A 17438-nucleotide genomic window follows, 5' to 3' on the forward strand; every position below is an offset into this window, starting at 1 on the left:
CGATATTATTTAAGTTTAGTATCAGTCCTGATAGCAACAAAAATATACGACTATATTGTCTTATGCTTAAAATATATAAGAACATATAATGCATATTATAAACAAGTTGGAAATCTTTATTTTAGGAGCGTTCAATGGCTGTTCTTATTACCGACTCTTGCATAAATTGTGATGCGTGTATAGAAGAGTGTCCTGCAACAGCGATCGTCAGTGCCGACGAGTCACCGTTAAGTGATGGTGAATACACCTACGTCAAGCCTGAAAAATGTATCGAGTGTGTCGATGCCGCAGTACCAAAATGTGCCGATGTCTGTCCGACGGAGGATTGTATCGTATGGGATATGCCCTACGTTGCGGACTATAACGATTATTTCGTACTAAGTGACCGATACGTGATTCGAGAACATAAGAAAAAAGGGCTGATGTCTCCGGAAGTGAGTCCGATGCCGTGGCGTGAAAACATCGCCATGGAACAAAGAGAAGCTCATGTGAGTGTAGGGCAGACGCTGAAGCTTTATAATTAGGCACTATAGCCAGTATTTGACGATTCGCGCGACCTTCTCTTTCAATCGTAATAACAGCGAACGATTCTCCCATTGTTCAAGATCGATGGGATCGGACTCGGCCAGATCTTTGGCAAACATGGCATCCATTTGCCGGGAAAAGTCACGCCCCAGTATCACTGCATTAATTTCGTCGTTGTGCAGGAAGCTGCGCCAATCCAGATTGGTCGATCCGATGGTCGACCAGACGCCGTCGATGGTGGCAGTTTTGGAATGCATCACTGCGCCGCGCCGCTCGTAGATCTTTACCCCCTTACGCAGCAACTGTGAATAATACGAGCGCCCCGCGTGAAACACCACCCAAGAATCGGTATTCCCCGGCAAAATCAGCTTCACATCGACGCCGCGCTGCGCTGCATCGCCCAGAGCTTGGAGCAGTTGAGGATCGGGAACGAAATAGGCGTTGGTCAAAGATACCTGTAACTGCGCATTGTCGATCGCCGAGAGAAGGGTTAGATAGATCAGGCTATAGGGATCGGCGGAAGCGCTTCCGATGGCGCGCACGATGTCGTTTCCCTGTCGCTCGAGTTTCGGGAAATTAATTTGATTATCCAGCCGAGGCCCCTTTTGTTTGCTCCAGGTGTCCAGGAAGAGCTTCTGAAACTCCGCTACTACGGGCCCTTCGATCTGCAGGTGGGTGTCTCGCCAGCCTGTGAGTTTCGCCCCTTCTTTATCGGAGGAGTGGATGGATGGGCCACTGGAATAGGATTCGCTGATATTGACGCCACCGACGAAGGCGATGCGGCCGTCGACCACCAGCAATTTGCGGTGATCGCGATTATTCAGGAGCCACTCCTTTTTTTTCCCTTCCAACGGATTGACCGGATTGAATTCGAGGATCTGAATGCCGCCTGCACTTAGCCTATCGAAGAATTCCTTAGGGGTATTCAGGCAGCCGAAGCTATCATAGATCAGATTGACCTGGACGCCCTCAGCCTGTTTTTTAAGCAGTAGATCGGCGAACTGTTGGCCGACCTCGTCATCTCCGAAGGTATAGGTTTCCAAATGAATGTGGTTTTTGGCCGCGCGTATGGCAGCGAACATAGCTTGGTAGGTTTGCGGTCCGTCCTGCAACAAGACCAGCTTGTTGCCTAGCACCAAAGGGCTGTCGGTATTGATCGCCTGCTCCATGGCCAGGTGTTTGTTCAGAATGTCGATGTCGCCGGATTTGCGTTCGAGCCCTTCCATGATGGCAGTGTTTCTCCCCTCGGAGACGGGACCGCGCGTCCCCTCGAATGCCACCACCTGCGTGTGTTGCGTCTGCAATTCAAGTGATGCGTCAGGGAGGGTTGCACATCCGGCGAGCAGACAGCAAGCTACCACCTTTCTGAGCCTGAGTACTGTGTCAGTCCGGAGTAATGAAAGTGAGCGTAATAGTGTCATTTCTGGTTGTCCTGATACACGAGATCATTAAACTATTGATTAGCATCCATTTTAGCAGAATATTCTCGAAACGATTTTGAATGATTTTTGCAAGACATGAGGTTTTTGCTACTTATTGCCGGAACAAAAAAGCAGGAAGAAGAGAAAAGTAGCCTGTCTCATTTTTTTGTCTTTTCCTTTTATATTATTCCGTTTTCGCTTTGACAGCTTTTACCCCTTCGTTTACTTCACCTTTAGTCCAAGTTGCTGCACTGGAGGTATCTTCTTTCATCCCTTTCCATGTAGCCGAGCAACCTGTGCAGAGCACTAATGCGGCAGCGATAAGTAGCATACGTTTCATTGGGATTCCTTTTTGGATAAATTTAAATAATTATAACATTTGGAATAACATAAATTGTTAATTATTACAACTAGAAGTGGGAAAAAAGAATTTGTTCTATAAAGAGTGATACAGCCCCATTTTTTTGTTCCTGTGAATCTTTTCTATACTGAGACCTTTTTGATTTTATTATAGGGTTATTCGCGGCTAAACCCTGAATCAGATGTCTCGTCGCGAATCGGTGAAGAATTTTAGGAAATATCGATATGATATTTTGAGTTATATGTGCGGTTCTTGTAAACAATTTGATTTCATCAAATAAAGGTTAAACGGATGGTAAAGCTGTATTTTGAATTTACACTTATTTTTATAGTTGTACCGCTGCTTTTATTCCTTTTCACCCCAAAGGCTGTTTTGGTGTTTTTATGGATAATCACCCTGATTTGTCTGCGTATCCTTGCGAAAGATACTTCATTTGACCGTCAAAATTTTTGGCGTAAAGAGTCTATAGGATCTTTTTTTCAGCCCTTACTGATACAGTTTTTAGTTATTTCTCTGATTTTGTGCCTATTGCTCTATTTTTTAAAGCCCGAATGGCTTTTTTTGCTCATGCGTGAAAAGACGCTGCTTTGGATAGCGATTCTCTTTTTTTATCCGCTTTTTTCAGTCTATCCGCAGGAAATCGTCTATCGGGCTTTTTTCTTTCACCGCTATCATGTGCTCTTTCCCAATCAGCAGGCTATGATCCTTGTTAATGCATTTGTATTTGGCTATATGCATATTATTTTTCACAATTGGATCGCCGTAATCCTTACACTCGGAGGAGGTTTTCTCTTCGCGAATCTTTATGCAAAAACACACTCTCTCGCTCTGCTGTTTATCGCACACTCCCTCTATGGGTGTATGCTTTTTACACTGGGATTGGGGCAGTTTTTTTATATGGGGAGTCTTGCAACCATGGTACAGACAGTCTCTTTTTAAAGTCTCTACCGATTAACAATTAGCTATACCAACTCCAGCAGTGCGTCGCATGCCTCTTTGATACGGATAAACAGTTCCTGCGAACCCCCGGCGTCCGGATGCGCTTTTTTGGCGGCTCTGCGGTAGGCGGTTTTGATTTGAGACATCTCCAGAGTGCCTCCCTCCGGTAGCTCTAACAGCGTACGATACTCTCTTTGGGCGGATTGCATCGCATTGATCTTGCGGCGGTTATTTCTTTCGAGTTTATCAAACATCTCTTGCTGGGCTTGACGCCGTCTCTCCATGGAGATTTGACGCAGCTCTTCCCGATCGTCTTGCCATCGTTGTTTGGACATAACGACGCATGCGGCGAAATGGATGAGGCCGTTCGTCGTAAGCTCATCCAGTGAAAACGGCCCTACCATGTCATAGGGGGCTTCCAGCCATGCGACGCTCTCATCCGTGTCGATGCGGCCTATCGTCACAAAATCGCGGATACCTATCGAACCGTTCCAAATGATCCATTCTTCGTCTTCGATGTCTTGCATGCTCTTTCTCCTGTGATGGGATAAAAGGGTTTTTTATCCTAATGCAAAATATGTGCTAGAGAGCAAAAACAGACTGGAATACAAAATGAATATCCGATGAAAAAAGGTTCTCTATGGCACACAACAGCACTCCCCCCAAAGTGATACTGCTCAAAGGCAACGGAGGGATCACAATCAACAACGAGATGATGGAACTGCTCACCATCACCCTCGCACACGGGTGCATCGGTCTGCCGCTGAAGGCGTTGTATGCCGAGAACGTCTACATCGTAGAAAACAGAGAATCTTTCAACGAGATACACAAACAGATCAAAGAGAAACCGTGCTGTTTTGTCTACGGTATCGATGGACTGGATGAGGAAGACCTAAAGCGGATCAAGGCACATAATATTACGTTTGTGTAGGCCTTGTCTATTAGAATAGAGAATGCATTTCGTACTCTAGAACACCAAAAGGGGTACAGTATGGATTTTTTTTGTCAGGCATGTGATTTTGTAATCGATGTGGAGATGATAGCGGAACTTGATGGGGGAAAATGCCCTTCGTGCGGCAAACTGGAGGGATTCGGTTCCGTCCCGAAACACTCTATGCCCAACAGTGCAAATTCTCATGTTTTGAATGATTCGGATTTTTTAGAACGGGATTTCTAAACGACACTGATTTCATTTTACGCATTTACTGGCTCCCAAGCTCCAGCTTGGGAGTGCATGGCATAGGAATGAAACATTATCCTTTTAACTTTGCCGCTGTCCATGGAGACAGCGCCGTAACGACTAATGCGAGCGTAAACAGATTGCCGTTACGTATATCAAACACGTGATTGATCTCATACCATGATTTCCCCATCACATAATGGCCAAACAGGTATTCAAAAGCCAGTCTCAGGATAATCCAAAAGAGTCCGATAAAGATATAGGTTCTGGATTTGATATGGCCAAAAAACGGTAGTGCGAAATAGGTAATGACAAATACCAAGACAGACAAAGTAATCCCGCTGATAGGGATAGAAAGATCTGCTCCGATAAACGGTGTTAGGAGTTTTTCCCTTATCGCGCCGTTGATGATCGCCGCAATGATGATAAGCAGCCAGATGCCGACGCTCTTTATCATTGTTTTATGCATTAGATTTCTGTCCTGTTTCTAGTCATACGTATTACATCCCCTTTTTGCTATGCAGGTGGGATACGACTTTGGATTGGTACTCCATATATTCCTGCAACCCTTTTTCGCCTAACAGTTCGGAGAGTTCATGCTGCGTATTTTCGATGAATACCGTCGCGCTTTTCATCAGCTCCAACCCTTTCTGGGTCAATACGACGGCTTTCTCTTTTTTGTTCTCTCCTGTTTCGAACAGGATGTATCCAAGTGTCTCGAGTTTTAGGAGGTTTTTGTGCATCGCCTGCCGGGTATAGCCTATCTTGGACGCAAGGGCGCTGGCGGAGATCCCTTTGTATTCATCGATGTAAGGAAACAGGACGATCAGGGCATTGCTAAGCCCGTCGAAGCCTTGGTGTGAGAGCTCATCCAAAATGAGCTGATTAAATATTTTACTGGTCTCTAACGATAAAAAGCAGATTGACATTGTAAACCTAGTTGACAAATTTTTACGATTGGATTATGATTCGATAAATAATCCAAGGAGTATAACATGAGATACCTTCTACAAGTCGATTTTCCCCACAACGGACCGTTCGGCGACGAACTGAGTGCGGCAATGGGTGATCTGGCGAAAGACATTGCGAATGAAAAAGGGCTGATTTCCAAACTTTGGACGGAAAATGAAGCGACCAAGGAAGCAGGGGGGATTTATCTGTTTGACAACGAAGAGGATGCCCAGCGGTATTTGAAAAAACATACTGCGCGTTTGGAGTCATTCGGATATAGCAACATACGAGGGAAGATTTTTGTGGTAAATGAAGCGCTAAGTGCGTTGTCGATTCCGACAAAGTAATTGTAATTCTATGATATGGAAGGTTGTCGTATTTTACTTTACGGCAAATTTCTGTCTCGTGACGATTCCCCAATAGGGATCATTGTAGGACTCTTCTGTGTAAGCAGTATCATTAAAGTGTTTTATCGTTTTGCGCCAAAACGCGGTGGCGTATTCGGCTCCCTGAATCTGTTTGATCTCCCAATCTCCGGGATGGTTTTTCCAAATAGTGTGGGCAAACTGCATACCGATACCGTTTTTCCGAAAGTAGGGAACTACATAAAACTCGCATACCTCGTAAGCCCCTGCCTCTTTGCAACGGATCGCAGCGATTCCGGCAGGGGTATTGTCGATAATGAGCAAAAAGCCTAGCGTATCGTCACCTAGATGGGTATCGAGTTCGAATAAACCCGAAGAATTCGGTTTCTTTCCCATGATAGATGAGAACTCAGCTTCGTAGTATTGCACGAGGTTGTGATAGACATGGGAATTGGTTTCGGTAACAGGGGTGATTTTCATTTCTTGGTTATATTTATTTTAATTGTTCACTCAAAAAATTACAGTCATCAATAATAGCATTTTTAGTTTCATTAACATTTTCTATTGCATGCTTTAAAAATGCTTGAGATGAACTAGTGCGTATTAGGCCTAAAAGATGTTCTACTTTCATATTATACATACGGATCTTTCTTGAAATATGGAATAAATTTTCTGTAAGTACTGGACTGAATTCCCCACTTTTTGCTGCTTCTTCATGTGCAAGAGGAGATAATATTGTAATTAATACATTCATTGTTTCTCCACTGGGTAATGTTATAGCCATATCACCACCATTTGTAAGAATAGACAGAATATCACATGATTCAGCTGTAATTATTGCTATAAACCTATTTTTTTCTGATTTTTTATTTTCTTTTTGCTGGTATTCATATAAAAATATACCAACAATGATTGATAGTAATGTCGAGACGAATGTTGTTATAACATTATCAAGAAAATTTACATTATTTTGAGGAATAGTATCCCTAAAAAGATAGATATATAAGAGGGAAAATATCCCTAATAATAAAAATACGATTATTTTTAGATTTTTCATAGCATACCTTTAATGAGACAAAGCAAAAGTCATATTCCGATTATGGATAGTATTTAATTAGCAGGTTAATTTATATTAAGTGATAATTTTTTTTAATTTAATAGCTATTATATCAACTTATTAATCAAATTGATTGTGAAGAATGGGATTCTCCCGCTAATGCGGGAATAAGGAAAGAAGATTACAGCGCTTTCGCCATAATGCGGTTAAGACGTGCGATAAACCCTGCGGTATCGGCAAGCGTCTCACCCTCATAAAGTTTCGCCTGATCAAGCAACACATGCGCCGCATCGTCGATGAGGTTCATATCCGCTGAGTCACTGAGTTTTTTGATCAACTCATGGTTCGGGTTGATTTGCAGGATCGGTTTCGGAGCCGGGAAATCCCCGCCCATGTTTCCGAACTGTTTCATCATCTGCGCCATCATGTACCCTTGGTCTTCTTTGTCGATTTTCAAACATACGGCAGACTCGGTGAGATCGAAGGTCGTTTCGACTTTCGATACGCTCTCACCCAGAGCATTTTGGAGCTGACCAACGAATGATTCCATCCCTTTGGCTTTCTCTTCGTGCTCTTTTTTCTCCTCTTCGGATTCTTCGAGTTTCGCATCGCTAACGTTGACGAATTTATACTCGTTGTACTCGGTTACCATCGGGAATACGATCGTGTCGATCTCTTCGTTGAGCACCAATACATCGATCCCTTTTGCTTTGAAACGTTCAAGTGCAGGGGAGTTTTTGAGCATAGAGAGAGACATTTTCGCCGTGATGTAGTAGATCTCTTTTTTCTCGGCGTCTACACCCTCGATAAACTTGCTGAACATTACCGGCTCGGCAGAGTTCAATGTGTTGAGTTTGAGAAGCTCCAAGATTTTTTCGCGGTTACCGAAATCGCTGTAAAGACCCTCTTTGAGGACGTTTCCGAACTCTTTGTAGAATGCGTCGTATTTCTCTGCATCATTTTCTGAGAGTTTAGAGAGTTCACCCAATACTTTTTTAACCGATGCGTTTTTGATCTTCGCCATAACGCGGTTGCTTTGGAGGATTTCGCGGCTGACATTCAACGGAAGGTCGGCAGAATCGATCACCCCGCGTAGGAAGCGAAGGTATGTCGGCATAAGCTCTTTTTCATCGTCGGTGATGAAGACGCGGTTGATGTAGAGTTTGATACCGCTTTGGTAATCGACGCGGTACAAATCCATCGGCGCTTTGGAGGGTACGTAGAAGAGGGTGGTGTACTCTAACGCCCCCTCAGCCTTGTTGTGCATCCATATAAGCGGCTCGGAAGAGTCGTGCGCGATGCTCGAATAGAAATCTTTGTACTCTTCATCAGAGATATCGCTTTTGCTGATCGTCCAAAGGGCGTTGGCTTTGTTGATTTGTTTGTTGACGATTTCGTTATGCCCTTTTTCCTCACCCTCAGCCGGTGCTACCCACTCCTCTTTGTCCATGAAGATCGGGAACGGGATGTGGTTGCTGTATTTTTTAACGATGCTGTCGATGCGGTGAGCCTCTAGGAATTCCGCTTCGTCGTCTTTTAGGTGCATGATGATCGTCGTACCGTGGCTGTCGCGTTCCGCAGGCTCAAGATCGTATTCCGATCCCGCCATTGAGCTCCATTTGTAGGCTTGCTCTTCACCCGCTTTGCGGCTGATAACTTCAACTTTGTCGGCTACCATGAACGACGCGTAGAAACCGACACCGAACTGACCGATAAGTTTGGAATCTTTTTTCTGATCGCCCGAGAGTTTTTCCAAGAACGCTTTTGTCCCTGATTTTGCAATGGTCCCGAGGTTCTCTACGAGATCGGTTTCGTTCATCCCGATACCGGTGTCGGAGATGCTGAGGGTTTTCGCTTCTTTGTCGATGACGATGTCGATGCGCGGAGCGAAGTTGACCCCTTTGTAATTTTCGTCGGTAAGGACGAGCATGTTTAGTTTATCAAGTGCGTCGGAGCTGTTGGAAACCAACTCGCGGACGAAAATCTCTTTGTTGGAGTACAAAGAGTGGATCATGAGATGTAAGATTTGTGAGACTTCAGTCTGGAACTGATGTTTTGCCATGTGACTAATTCCTTTAAAATGTAAAATTTTGAACTGTGATTTTAACGAAATAGTTTTAATAATGCAAGAACTATCAAGTAAGTTTAGTCTTTTACACTAAACTTACTTGTCTGATCTCTATCCTTTTCTTTTTAGAAAAGAAAAGAATCAAAAGAAAAGCGCCCTCACACCAGAACGCTGGCGGTACGCTTGTGCCCTTCGGCACGCGACCTTGCTCTTGGTGTGGTGTGAGGGCATTATTATTTTAAAAATTCCCGTGTTCCATTACCTAGAGCCGCTCCGAAGGCAGAAGTGCCGAGAGGAGCGAAGCGTTCTTGGATCACGGTATGTTCTTTTGCTACTTTTCTCACTAAAGAGAAAAGTAGATAATAAGATCAGTATTTGATATGAGTTAAGTATAAACCGTTATGCGGTGCGATATCGGTAGAGTGGCGTTTTACACAGTTTAACTGCTCGATAAGCTGCTCTTTCGTCGCTTTTCCGGCGGAAATACGGAGCAAAAATCCGACCATTAGACGGATTTGGGAACGTAAAAAGCCGTTTCCTTCGAAGACAAGGACAAAGTATCCTTTGTGCGAGTAGGCGTAGGCACGGTAAATGATACGGGTAAAGTGTTCCAGGTCATTGCCGCTTTTTTTGAAAAACTCGAAACTGTGGGTCCCCTCGAAACACGTGATCGCATCGGTGATGGCCTCGCGGTTGAGGTTCGGGACGAAGGTGATAAAGTTGTCTTCGAACGGATTACTGATCCCTTCTTTGATGATGTAACGGTAGACCCGTCTTTTGGCGCTGTAGCGGGCATGAAATTCGCTGTCGACAAACTCGATGCGCAAGATTCGAAGCGAAGCGGGGAGCTGCAGATTGAGCATGTCTTTGAGACGCGGCAGGTCAGTCCAAAAGTGGGGAAGGTCGATGTGCATCACCTGATGGGTGGCATGGACACCGCGATCGGTTCGTCCCGATCCTTTGGGTGCGGTATGGATTTTGAGCCGTTGAAGAGCGATCAGAAGCGTCCCGATGACGGTTTCATGCGTGGTGGTCTGCTGCTGCGAACCCAAAAACGCCGAGCCGTTATAGCTCATGGTGATTTTGGCACGATTCAAAACCGTTCTCCTACCAGACGTTTATAAAAACTGTATGTGATGATGAGCCACGCAAGGGTTACGACCCAGATTGTATGGAAACCGAGCCATTTCTGGATGAGAATCGCGGCAGCATAGAACCCGATGATTGAGAGGAAGAGCCACAGGTATATCCACCGTTTCTGGTGACGGGCGTGCACGACACCGAGGGCGATAACCAAAAAGACCGAGATAAGGGGGAAAAGGCTCAGCAGGGTATTGGTGATGAGGCGTTGGTCCTTGCGTTCTCGCAGATCGCTGTTCGTCCAATAGTCGATTGGGTCACGATAGATGGTATCTTCACTGCTCATCATGTCATTGATATAGGCGATTTTAAACACCATTTTTTTGAAAGTTTCATCATCGTAGCTATAACTTTCTCCATCACGCAGACGCAGTTGCAGTACCCCTTTGTTGTTCAGCAATTCGGCATTTTTGGCGGTGATGAGAATCTCGTCTTTCATCGTTTTATTGAACAGTACCACATCGCCGAAAGCGTGCGTTTGCGGATCGCTTTTGTTGATAAAGAGCATCCAGTCGCCGAAACTGTGACCAAACTCGGAAGCGGTGAGGTTGAATTTGGCTTCGGCTCTTTTATGATCGACGAAATTGGCCGAGATGATTTTGATGTACGGCGTGACCAGCAAGAAGTCGGTGAGCAAAAGGAGTGAGAGCAACAGTGCCGGCACGGACAAAACCCGGGCAATAAAGCTCGGAGAGATACCGAGCGAGAAGACAACAACCATCTCATTATCGTTGGAGAGGCGATAGAGGGTCAATGCCGCTCCGACGACAAACGCGATCGGAAGGGTATAAAACAGAAGCTCCGGCAATACGAAGAGATAGAGTTTGGCCATCTCCATGATGCTGAGTTGAATAACCGCCGTATACGTGGCGAGTTTGATCATGAAAATGACCGAGGCAATTGCAAAAAGGGGTAAAAAAATCGAGAAAAAGAGAATCGATAAATTTGAGAGGATATAGCGGCGTAATTTATCCATACAACCCCGCCAAATATGCTGTTACATAGGTGTCGAACATCAGTACTACCCAGCAGCCCATCGCCAAAAACGGGATGAACGGAAGCTGTTTGGAATCTTCGCTTTCGCCTTGGGTCAAGAGCAGGGCAGGAAGTGCCAACACTGCGCCCGCAAAAATCGCGACGAGTCCCAGTTTGACTCCGAGCAATGCTCCCATCGTTGCCGCGATCATGATGTCCGCTTCTCCCATCGCCTCTTTTTTGAGGAAGTAGGAGAGATAAAAACGAAGCAGGGTAAATCCTCCGGCAAACAGTAGGGCATTGGAGAAGTTGTAACCGACCTGTCCGAGTGAAGTCGCACTGATTACGGCAACGGTCAACGCAGAGAGGTTGATGCTGTCTGGGACCATTTTATAGCGGTAATCGATGACTGAAAGGGCCAGTAATAAATCGAACGTCAGGGCAACGCCGATGCCCTGAATATTGAGCCCGAGTTTCATTACGGCAAAGAGAAAAATAAGACCGCTGAGTGCCTCGATAAACGGATATTGGACTGAGATTTTCTCTCCGCAGAAAGCACATTTGCCCCGTAAAAAGAGCCAGGAGAGGATAGGTATATTGTGCCATGCGCGCAGCGGAGTATTGCAGCTCATGCAGTGCGAAGCGGGAAATGAGACACTCTCGTCACGCGGGGTACGCAGAATAAGGACATTCAAAAACGAGCCGATAGTCGCACCGATTATAAAGACAAAAATAAGTTCGCTCACGCTAAACCTCCGAAACGTCTTTCGACGGTTTTAAATTTTTTGATAATCGCTTCGAGCTCGTTCGGAGCAAAGTCAGGCCACAGCGTATTGGTGAAGAAAAGCTCCGCATAGGCGGCTTGCCAAAGGAGGAAGTTGGATAATCGGTGATCTCCCCCGGTGCGGATTAGAAGATCGACGTCATGGGTACAGTCGAGAGCGGCGGAGAGGGATTCCACCGTGATGATTTCCGTGTTTCGAAGAGAGTTCGCCGCGCGGACGATCTCATCACGGCTTCCGTAGTTGAGGGCGAGATTTTGAACCAGTCCGTTGCACTCGGATGTCGCGTTTTGGACGTCATCGATCACATTTCGAAGCGACTTGGAAAAGATCGAGAGATCGCCGATCGGTTCAAAACGGATATTTCCCTCCAGATAGGTGGAGCGTTCGCTTTTGAGATAGCGCTCTAGCAGCTTCATCAAAAATTCGACTTCGATTTTCGGACGCTTCCAGTTTTCGGTGCTAAAGGCATACAGGGTCAATCGTTCAATTTCAGAATGCTTTGCACAATAGGTGGTAATGGCGCGAACCGTTTCCGCACCTTGTTCGTGTCCGAAGGTACGGGTTTTGCCTTTCATTTCAGCCCAGCGGCCGTTTCCGTCCATGATGATCGCAACGTGGCGGGGCTGATTGCTCATAACGACTCGGCCTGTTCCAGGATATGAAGAGCAACGGTAAGTTTATCGTTTTTAGGGAGGGTGATACTCTCAACAGAGGTGATGAAATTAATGACATTGGTATCTCCACCGAACGGGTTGCTTGCATCGATGACATTCAGACATACGGCATTGACCCCCTTGCGTTCGAGAAGATTACGGGCATTTTGGGTTGCGACGGAACGATCGGTTTCCGCTTTAAACGCTACGGTTTTGATCCCTTCCTTGTTACTGGTTGCGAGAAGATCAATATTTTGTTTCATCGGTATCGTCCACGTATCACCGAGCATCTCTTTTTTAAGTTTCCCCGATTGAGGGTGGAGGGGAACATAATCGCTCACCGCAGCCGCCATAAAGAGATAGGGCTCTTTTTGGATCAGGGCAATCGGCTCGTCATGGATGAGGGAAGGTTTTGAAAGTTTCCCTTTTTTGGCGATGCGGATCGAGTCGGTCAGATATTCATGCATCTCCTCGGAGCTCTCGACGTCGATGGTATGGATTTCCTGCGGTAAATCGCCTTCAAAACGGGTCGCGATCAGGTTGACATCCGCACCGCGCAAAAAGAGGGCCGCTGCAAGAGCAGAAGCCATTTTTCCGCTGGAAAAGTTGCTGATATAGCGGACGTCGTCAAGTCGCTCGATCGTGCCGCCTCCCGTCACGATGACACGTCTGTCCGACCAAAAATCATTTTTGAGCAGGGTACGGGCAGTGTGCCAAAAGATATCGAGAGGCTCCGCCATCGCACCGTCACCGACGACTTGGCATGCAAGTTCTTTGGTTTGGGTCGCAACGATCTCATAGTTTGCGATGGCAAGCATTTTCATCGAAGCCTGGATCATCGGATTTTGGATCATGTTGGTATTGGCCGAAGGGGCGAGGAGTTTCAAACCTGAAAAGGCGAGGGCGCATTGGGTGAGGATCGTATCGGCGATCCCGTTGGCGAGTTTGGCAATCGTATTGGCGGAAGCGGGTGCAATCACGAGAATGTCGGCCCATTGCGCTATCTTGATATGGTTGAAATCATCCGCCCACGATTCGTTGGTATCATCGAGTACGCGGTTGCGGCTGAGTGCTTCGTAAGAAAGCGGCGCAACGAATTTTTTTGCGGCGGGGGACATGACGACCCGTACGTCGGCTCCGGCTTTGATGTAGAGACGGAGGAGCTCAAGCGACTTATAGGCCGCAATAGAGCCTGTAACACCGAGGAGGATTTTTTTCCCTGCGAGCAGGTTCTGAGGTATGGTCATTCGTTCCCTTTACCGAAGAAGCGCGAGAAAAATCCGGGAACTTTTTTGATCGAGATTCGGCTGAGGATGAGGAGATCGCTCTCGTATTTTCCAGACGTCACGGTAGTCCCTGCGGCGATCATCACATTATCGGCTATTTCTATCGGTGCGACGAGCTGCGTATCGCTTCCGACGAAGACATTTTTGCCGATGATCGTTTGGTATTTTTTAATCCCGTCATAGTTGCAGGTAATGGTTCCCGCTCCGATATTGGTTCCAGAGTCGATCGTGGCGTCACCGAGATAGCTCAGGTGTCCGGCTTTAACTCCGATAAGGGTTGATTTTTTTACTTCGACGAAGTTTCCGACATGAGTGTCTTCCAAGACACACAGAGGGCGCAAGTGGGCGAGCGGTCCGACGTCGGAGTTTTTAACCGTACTCTCTTCGATAATGCTGTGAGCCTTGATATGGGAGTTGGCAATGAGGGTATTTCCGCTGAGACGTACGCCGTTTTCGATGATGCATTCCCCTTCGAATCTAACCCCTTCTTCGATATAAATCGTATGGGGAAGCTGCATAATCACCCCAGTATCCATCCATGAGCGGCGGATACGATCCATCATGATCATTTCGGCGTTGGCAAGGTCGTTCTTGGAGTTGACCCCTTTGAACTCCTCTTCCGTGACATACAGCGGCGCAATGCTCAACGCGTCGGCGCGCGCCATTTCGATGACATCGGTGAGATAGTATTCCCCTTGGGCATTGGCATTGGAAAGACGCGGAATATAGGTTTGCAGGACATGATGTTTGAACGCGTAAACTCCTGCATTGACGGTATTGATCGCTTTTTCCGCGTCGCTGGCATCTTTCTCTTCGACGATCCGAAGAACTTGGCCGTTTTCGATCACGACACGTCCGTAGCCGCTTGGGTCGTCGAGTGGGATAACGGACATGACGATGTCGGCAGGATTGGCGAGGAATTTTTCGATCGATGTGCGCTCGATAAGCGGCATATCGCCGTTAAGGACAAGAACATCGTCGTATTTTGGCACGACACCCTTCATCGCTCCACCGGTACCCGGGAAATTCTCAGCATCTTGAGTGATGAACGTCAACCCCTCAAAATACTTTTGCATGGCGCTGATTACCGCATCTTTTTGGTGAGCGACGACAACGATAACATCATCGGTGATTTCACGAGCCGCTTTGATACTGTAATAAAGCATCTCGCGACCGCATATCTCATGAAGTACTTTCGCTTTGGGCGATTTCATCCGGGACCCTTTTCCGGCGGCTAATATGACGATTGAGAGAGGGTTCAACATAGGGTCTCCTGAGATTAATTGATGCAATTTTATCAGATTTTCGTTGATTCGTGAGATTATCAAGATAAAATCATATTTTAATTACTACGGTTTAATAAAATTTTTCATGAGCAGATATATAATTTTTGAAGATTATATGAAATATTTCAAAAACATTAGCTACAATGGAACAAAATCTATAATTCCGGGTCCTGATCTATGGATAAAAATATTACGCGCATTACGGTTGGAAGGTTACTGCCTTTGGTACTGATCTTAATGCTGTGTATTATTTTGGTGATCGGCCTTAATTTCCGTTCGCTTGTCCTCTCGAGTATGCAAGAGAGGGCATTTTCCATCGCAGAGATTGCCAAAGCCGGATTAACCGCTCATATGAAAAGCGGCTTGATGGCGAAACGAGCCTATTTTTTACACGAAATTGCCAGCGCCCCCCACGTCAAATCGATTACCATAATCCGATCCGATGAAGTATGCGAACAGTTTGGAAAATGCATTGCCGGTGAGAAGATGGTGGATGATTCGTTAAGGGCTATTATGAATTCCAAAAAGCCTTATGTGACGATGTCCGACTGGAATCAAAAAGCTACGGTACGTGCCATCGTCCCTTATGTTGCCACTTCAAAAGGGAATTTAAATTGTCTGATGTGTCATCATGTAGCAGAAAATACGGTTCTCGGGGCTATCGATATCGAATTGGATGTTACCGAATACCGTAACAAGGCATGGATGTATTTGCTCATTGTGTTTGGAGTGATCGGTTTTTTTACCGTTGTAATAGCCTTCAATATGTCACATGTTATTGAACAATTTGTCCGTAAACCGCTCCTAACATTGATCCAATTGGCAAAAGCGGTCTTTTTTCAAACCGATACCAAGGAACACGGTACGTTTGAAAGCAAAGAATTTAAAGAGGTGGCAAACCAATTCGTCCAATTCGGCAAAGAGCTAAAAGAGCGCGATCTCCGGATCGAACAAACGACATCCACGTTTCATTCGCTGAACAGTGAAATCGATACAACACTCAGAGAGACCCTTTTTGCGATGGGTGAAGCGGAGGAGACCCGTTCAAAAGAGACCCGCCAACATACATTGCGCGTGGTGGAATACAGCCGTTTGTTGGCTGGCCTTTGCGGGATGAATGATCATGAAATCGATTTGCTTGTCACTGCGGCCCCTTTGCACGATATCGGGAAAATCGGCATTCCGGATTCTATTTTGCTGAAAGCGGGAGCGCTGGATGAGGAAGAACGTACGATTATGAAGACACATACGTTCTTAGGATATGATATCTTGAAACATTCGGAGCGTGAGGTACTGCAGGCGGCTGCAATCATTGCGCTTGAACATCATGAACGGTGGGATGGACTCGGTTATCCGAAAGGGCTAAAAGGGGAAAATATCCATATTTTCGGGCGCATTGTCTCGATGGCGGATGTTTTTGATGCTCTGAGCACCAAACGGGTCTACAAAGAAGCCTGGCCGCTGGATCAAGTCAGAGCATATTTTAAAGAGGAGAGAGGTAAATCCTTTGATCCGCATTTATGTGATTTGCTGAATGAAAACTTTAACCGCTTCGAAGCACTCCATACGCAATATTATAAAAATATGTAAAATGCTCAACGGGAGTTTTCTTCGGATAAAGCAGAGGCCGTTTAATCAAAATACACCCTTAGATTGTGGTATTATCGCCTCTTTAAAACTATTTATGTACGTACGGAGTTTGATTTGGGTCGTTTAGTCTTTTTACTCTTGATGATCCCTTTTGCCCTTTGGGGCGCCGATCCGCAGGTTCCTGCGATGAATTTCAATATTGCCGCCCCCGAATCTCCGCAGCAGGTTGTAAGCTCTCTAAACGTTTTATTGGTACTGACGGTACTTTTTTTAGCGCCGAGTCTGGTTTTGGTCATGACGACGTTTACCCGTTTTGTTATCGTATTCGGTTTTTTACGTCAGGCATTGGGAACTCAACAGGTACCGCCGACGCAGCTGCTCGTCATGTTGGCCCTTATTTTGACCGTGTTCGTGATGGAACCGGTGGCGACCAAAGCGTATGATGAGGGGATAAAGCCCTACAGTGAAAACAAAATCAGTTACGATGAAGCATTTGAGAAGACGACTGACCCGTTTAAAAATTTTATGGTACGAAATACCCGTGAAAAAGATTTGGCTCTCTTTCTGCGGATTCGTCATATGCAAAATCCCCATTCGATTAAAGAAGTTCCACTCACTATCGTCATCCCGGCATTCGTCATCAGTGAACTCAAAACTGCCTTTGAAATCGGGTTTTTGCTCTTTTTGCCGTTCCTTGTCATCGATATGGTCGTTGCTTCGATTCTGATGTCGATGGGGATGATGATGCTCCCTCCGGTTATGATCTCGATGCCGTTTAAGATACTGGTGTTTGTTATGGTAGACGGATGGAATCTGCTGATCGGAAATCTGATCGCAAGTGTTAAATAGGGGCTCT

Annotated in this window: 21 protein-coding genes; 7 read left to right on the plus strand and 14 right to left on the minus strand. The window is 45.9% G+C overall.

Features of this window, described 5'->3' with window-relative positions; all coding sequences use genetic code 11:
• The first annotated feature begins 134 nt into the window (after positions 1–134).
• Positions 135–524, plus strand: a complete 390-nt coding sequence (locus tag PHE37_RS05710) for a 4Fe-4S dicluster domain-containing protein (RefSeq protein ID WP_299996800.1) — start codon at positions 135–137, stop codon at positions 522–524.
• A 3-nt stretch (positions 525–527) separates the two neighbouring features.
• Here PHE37_RS05710 and cls read toward each other — a convergent pair whose 3' ends face one another.
• Together cls and PHE37_RS05720 are read right to left on the minus strand one after the other, a co-directional pair.
• Entirely contained in the window at positions 528–1829 is a 1302-nt protein-coding gene (gene cls / locus PHE37_RS05715; RefSeq protein WP_300008284.1) for a cardiolipin synthase, read from the minus strand.
• 301 nt (positions 1830–2130) lie between these two features.
• Positions 2131–2286: a hypothetical protein gene (locus tag PHE37_RS05720; RefSeq protein ID WP_299996806.1), complete on the minus strand. Its 156-nt coding sequence runs from the start codon at positions 2284–2286 to the stop codon at positions 2131–2133.
• A 396-nt stretch (positions 2287–2682) separates the two neighbouring features.
• Here PHE37_RS05720 and PHE37_RS05725 point away from each other — a divergent pair, with 396 nt between their 5' ends.
• The gene (locus PHE37_RS05725) at positions 2683–3246 is read left to right on the plus strand and encodes a CPBP family intramembrane glutamic endopeptidase (protein WP_299996809.1); all 564 of its coding nucleotides are present in this window, start codon (positions 2683–2685) and stop codon (positions 3244–3246) included.
• A 23-nt stretch (positions 3247–3269) separates the two neighbouring features.
• Here the strand turns inward: PHE37_RS05725 and PHE37_RS05730 are convergent, their stop codons facing one another.
• On the minus strand, positions 3270–3773 hold the full coding sequence (locus PHE37_RS05730; protein WP_299996812.1) for a J domain-containing protein: 504 nt from the start codon (positions 3771–3773) through the stop codon (positions 3270–3272).
• A gap of 113 nt (positions 3774–3886) precedes the next feature.
• Between PHE37_RS05730 and PHE37_RS05735 the strand changes: the two genes are divergently transcribed.
• Positions 3887–4177, plus strand: coding sequence for a hypothetical protein (locus PHE37_RS05735; RefSeq protein ID WP_299996815.1), 291 nt, complete (start codon positions 3887–3889; stop codon positions 4175–4177).
• A 60-nt stretch (positions 4178–4237) separates the two neighbouring features.
• The gene (locus tag PHE37_RS05740) at positions 4238–4423 is read left to right on the plus strand and encodes a hypothetical protein (RefSeq protein ID WP_299996818.1); all 186 of its coding nucleotides are present in this window, start codon (positions 4238–4240) and stop codon (positions 4421–4423) included.
• A gap of 76 nt (positions 4424–4499) precedes the next feature.
• On the opposite strand, the gene PHE37_RS05745 is transcribed toward PHE37_RS05740, so the two are convergent.
• Together PHE37_RS05745 and PHE37_RS05750 are read right to left on the minus strand one after the other, a co-directional pair.
• The gene (locus tag PHE37_RS05745; protein WP_299996821.1) at positions 4500–4895 is read right to left on the minus strand and encodes a hypothetical protein; all 396 of its coding nucleotides are present in this window, start codon (positions 4893–4895) and stop codon (positions 4500–4502) included.
• A gap of 31 nt (positions 4896–4926) precedes the next feature.
• Positions 4927–5355, minus strand: a complete 429-nt coding sequence (locus PHE37_RS05750) for a MarR family winged helix-turn-helix transcriptional regulator (RefSeq protein ID WP_299996823.1) — start codon at positions 5353–5355, stop codon at positions 4927–4929.
• A 66-nt stretch (positions 5356–5421) separates the two neighbouring features.
• Here PHE37_RS05750 and PHE37_RS05755 point away from each other — a divergent pair, with 66 nt between their 5' ends.
• Positions 5422–5724 (plus strand): monooxygenase, encoded by a 303-nt coding sequence (locus PHE37_RS05755; protein WP_299996826.1) that lies wholly within the window; start codon positions 5422–5424, stop codon positions 5722–5724.
• A gap of 33 nt (positions 5725–5757) precedes the next feature.
• Here PHE37_RS05755 and PHE37_RS05760 read toward each other — a convergent pair whose 3' ends face one another.
• The 9 genes from PHE37_RS05760 to glmU all read right to left on the minus strand — a co-directional run bounded on the left by PHE37_RS05760 (position 5758) and on the right by glmU (position 14971).
• Positions 5758–6222 carry a hypothetical protein gene (locus tag PHE37_RS05760; RefSeq protein ID WP_299996828.1) on the minus strand — a complete coding sequence of 155 codons (465 nt, stop codon included), beginning with the start codon at positions 6220–6222 and terminating at the stop codon, positions 5758–5760.
• Between the two features lie 13 nt (positions 6223–6235).
• Entirely contained in the window at positions 6236–6799 is a 564-nt protein-coding gene (locus PHE37_RS05765; protein WP_299996831.1) for a hypothetical protein, read from the minus strand.
• 181 nt (positions 6800–6980) lie between these two features.
• Positions 6981–8861, minus strand: coding sequence for a molecular chaperone HtpG (htpG, locus tag PHE37_RS05770; RefSeq protein ID WP_299996834.1), 1881 nt, complete (start codon positions 8859–8861; stop codon positions 6981–6983).
• Between the two features lie 374 nt (positions 8862–9235).
• Complete coding sequence (truA, locus tag PHE37_RS05775) at positions 9236–9964, minus strand: tRNA pseudouridine(38-40) synthase TruA (protein WP_299996836.1); 729 nt, start codon at positions 9962–9964, stop codon at positions 9236–9238.
• The gene (locus PHE37_RS05780) at positions 9961–10983 is read right to left on the minus strand and encodes an LptF/LptG family permease (protein ID WP_300008286.1); all 1023 of its coding nucleotides are present in this window, start codon (positions 10981–10983) and stop codon (positions 9961–9963) included. The genes truA and PHE37_RS05780 overlap by 4 nt, the downstream gene beginning before the upstream one ends.
• Positions 10976–11728, minus strand: coding sequence for an A24 family peptidase (locus tag PHE37_RS05785; RefSeq protein ID WP_299996297.1), 753 nt, complete (start codon positions 11726–11728; stop codon positions 10976–10978). The genes PHE37_RS05780 and PHE37_RS05785 overlap by 8 nt, the downstream gene beginning before the upstream one ends.
• Positions 11725–12402, minus strand: coding sequence for a di-trans,poly-cis-decaprenylcistransferase (locus PHE37_RS05790; protein ID WP_299996300.1), 678 nt, complete (start codon positions 12400–12402; stop codon positions 11725–11727). The genes PHE37_RS05785 and PHE37_RS05790 overlap by 4 nt, the downstream gene beginning before the upstream one ends.
• Positions 12399–13667, minus strand: a complete 1269-nt coding sequence (coaBC, locus tag PHE37_RS05795; protein WP_300008288.1) for a bifunctional phosphopantothenoylcysteine decarboxylase/phosphopantothenate--cysteine ligase CoaBC — start codon at positions 13665–13667, stop codon at positions 12399–12401. The genes PHE37_RS05790 and coaBC overlap by 4 nt, the downstream gene beginning before the upstream one ends.
• Positions 13664–14971, minus strand: coding sequence for a bifunctional UDP-N-acetylglucosamine diphosphorylase/glucosamine-1-phosphate N-acetyltransferase GlmU (glmU, locus tag PHE37_RS05800; RefSeq protein ID WP_299996309.1), 1308 nt, complete (start codon positions 14969–14971; stop codon positions 13664–13666). The genes coaBC and glmU overlap by 4 nt, the downstream gene beginning before the upstream one ends.
• Before the next feature lie 243 nt (positions 14972–15214).
• On the opposite strand from glmU, the gene PHE37_RS05805 reads away from it, so the two are divergent.
• Positions 15215–16582 (plus strand): HD domain-containing phosphohydrolase, encoded by a 1368-nt coding sequence (locus PHE37_RS05805; RefSeq protein ID WP_300008291.1) that lies wholly within the window; start codon positions 15215–15217, stop codon positions 16580–16582.
• A gap of 114 nt (positions 16583–16696) precedes the next feature.
• Complete coding sequence (gene fliP / locus PHE37_RS05810; protein WP_299996315.1) at positions 16697–17431, plus strand: flagellar type III secretion system pore protein FliP; 735 nt, start codon at positions 16697–16699, stop codon at positions 17429–17431.
• Positions 17432–17438: the final 7 nt, after the last annotated feature.

This window comes from Sulfuricurvum sp. (assembly GCF_028681615.1).
Lineage (GTDB): Bacteria > Campylobacterota > Campylobacteria > Campylobacterales > Sulfurimonadaceae > Sulfuricurvum.

What these genes read in the sequence shown, in the direction of transcription:
- coaBC (WP_300008288.1), bottom strand. Translation starts at nt 13,667, where the DNA reads ATGACCATACCTCAGAACCTGCTCGCAGGGAAAAAAATCCTCCTCGGT.
- PHE37_RS05720 (WP_299996806.1), bottom strand. Translation starts at nt 2,286, where the DNA reads ATGAAACGTATGCTACTTATCGCTGCCGCATTAGTGCTCTGCACAGGT.
- PHE37_RS05755 (WP_299996826.1), top strand. Translation starts at nt 5,422, where the DNA reads ATGAGATACCTTCTACAAGTCGATTTTCCCCACAACGGACCGTTCGGC.
- PHE37_RS05740 (WP_299996818.1), top strand. Translation starts at nt 4,238, where the DNA reads ATGGATTTTTTTTGTCAGGCATGTGATTTTGTAATCGATGTGGAGATG.
- glmU (WP_299996309.1), bottom strand. Translation starts at nt 14,971, where the DNA reads ATGTTGAACCCTCTCTCAATCGTCATATTAGCCGCCGGAAAAGGGTCC.
- PHE37_RS05745 (WP_299996821.1), bottom strand. Translation starts at nt 4,895, where the DNA reads ATGCATAAAACAATGATAAAGAGCGTCGGCATCTGGCTGCTTATCATC.
- PHE37_RS05765 (WP_299996831.1), bottom strand. Translation starts at nt 6,799, where the DNA reads ATGAAAAATCTAAAAATAATCGTATTTTTATTATTAGGGATATTTTCC.
- PHE37_RS05735 (WP_299996815.1), top strand. Translation starts at nt 3,887, where the DNA reads ATGGCACACAACAGCACTCCCCCCAAAGTGATACTGCTCAAAGGCAAC.
- PHE37_RS05750 (WP_299996823.1), bottom strand. Translation starts at nt 5,355, where the DNA reads ATGTCAATCTGCTTTTTATCGTTAGAGACCAGTAAAATATTTAATCAG.
- PHE37_RS05710 (WP_299996800.1), top strand. Translation starts at nt 135, where the DNA reads ATGGCTGTTCTTATTACCGACTCTTGCATAAATTGTGATGCGTGTATA.
- PHE37_RS05790 (WP_299996300.1), bottom strand. Translation starts at nt 12,402, where the DNA reads ATGAGCAATCAGCCCCGCCACGTTGCGATCATCATGGACGGAAACGGC.
- PHE37_RS05780 (WP_300008286.1), bottom strand. Translation starts at nt 10,983, where the DNA reads ATGGATAAATTACGCCGCTATATCCTCTCAAATTTATCGATTCTCTTT.
- PHE37_RS05760 (WP_299996828.1), bottom strand. Translation starts at nt 6,222, where the DNA reads ATGAAAATCACCCCTGTTACCGAAACCAATTCCCATGTCTATCACAAC.
- htpG (WP_299996834.1), bottom strand. Translation starts at nt 8,861, where the DNA reads ATGGCAAAACATCAGTTCCAGACTGAAGTCTCACAAATCTTACATCTC.
- PHE37_RS05730 (WP_299996812.1), bottom strand. Translation starts at nt 3,773, where the DNA reads ATGCAAGACATCGAAGACGAAGAATGGATCATTTGGAACGGTTCGATA.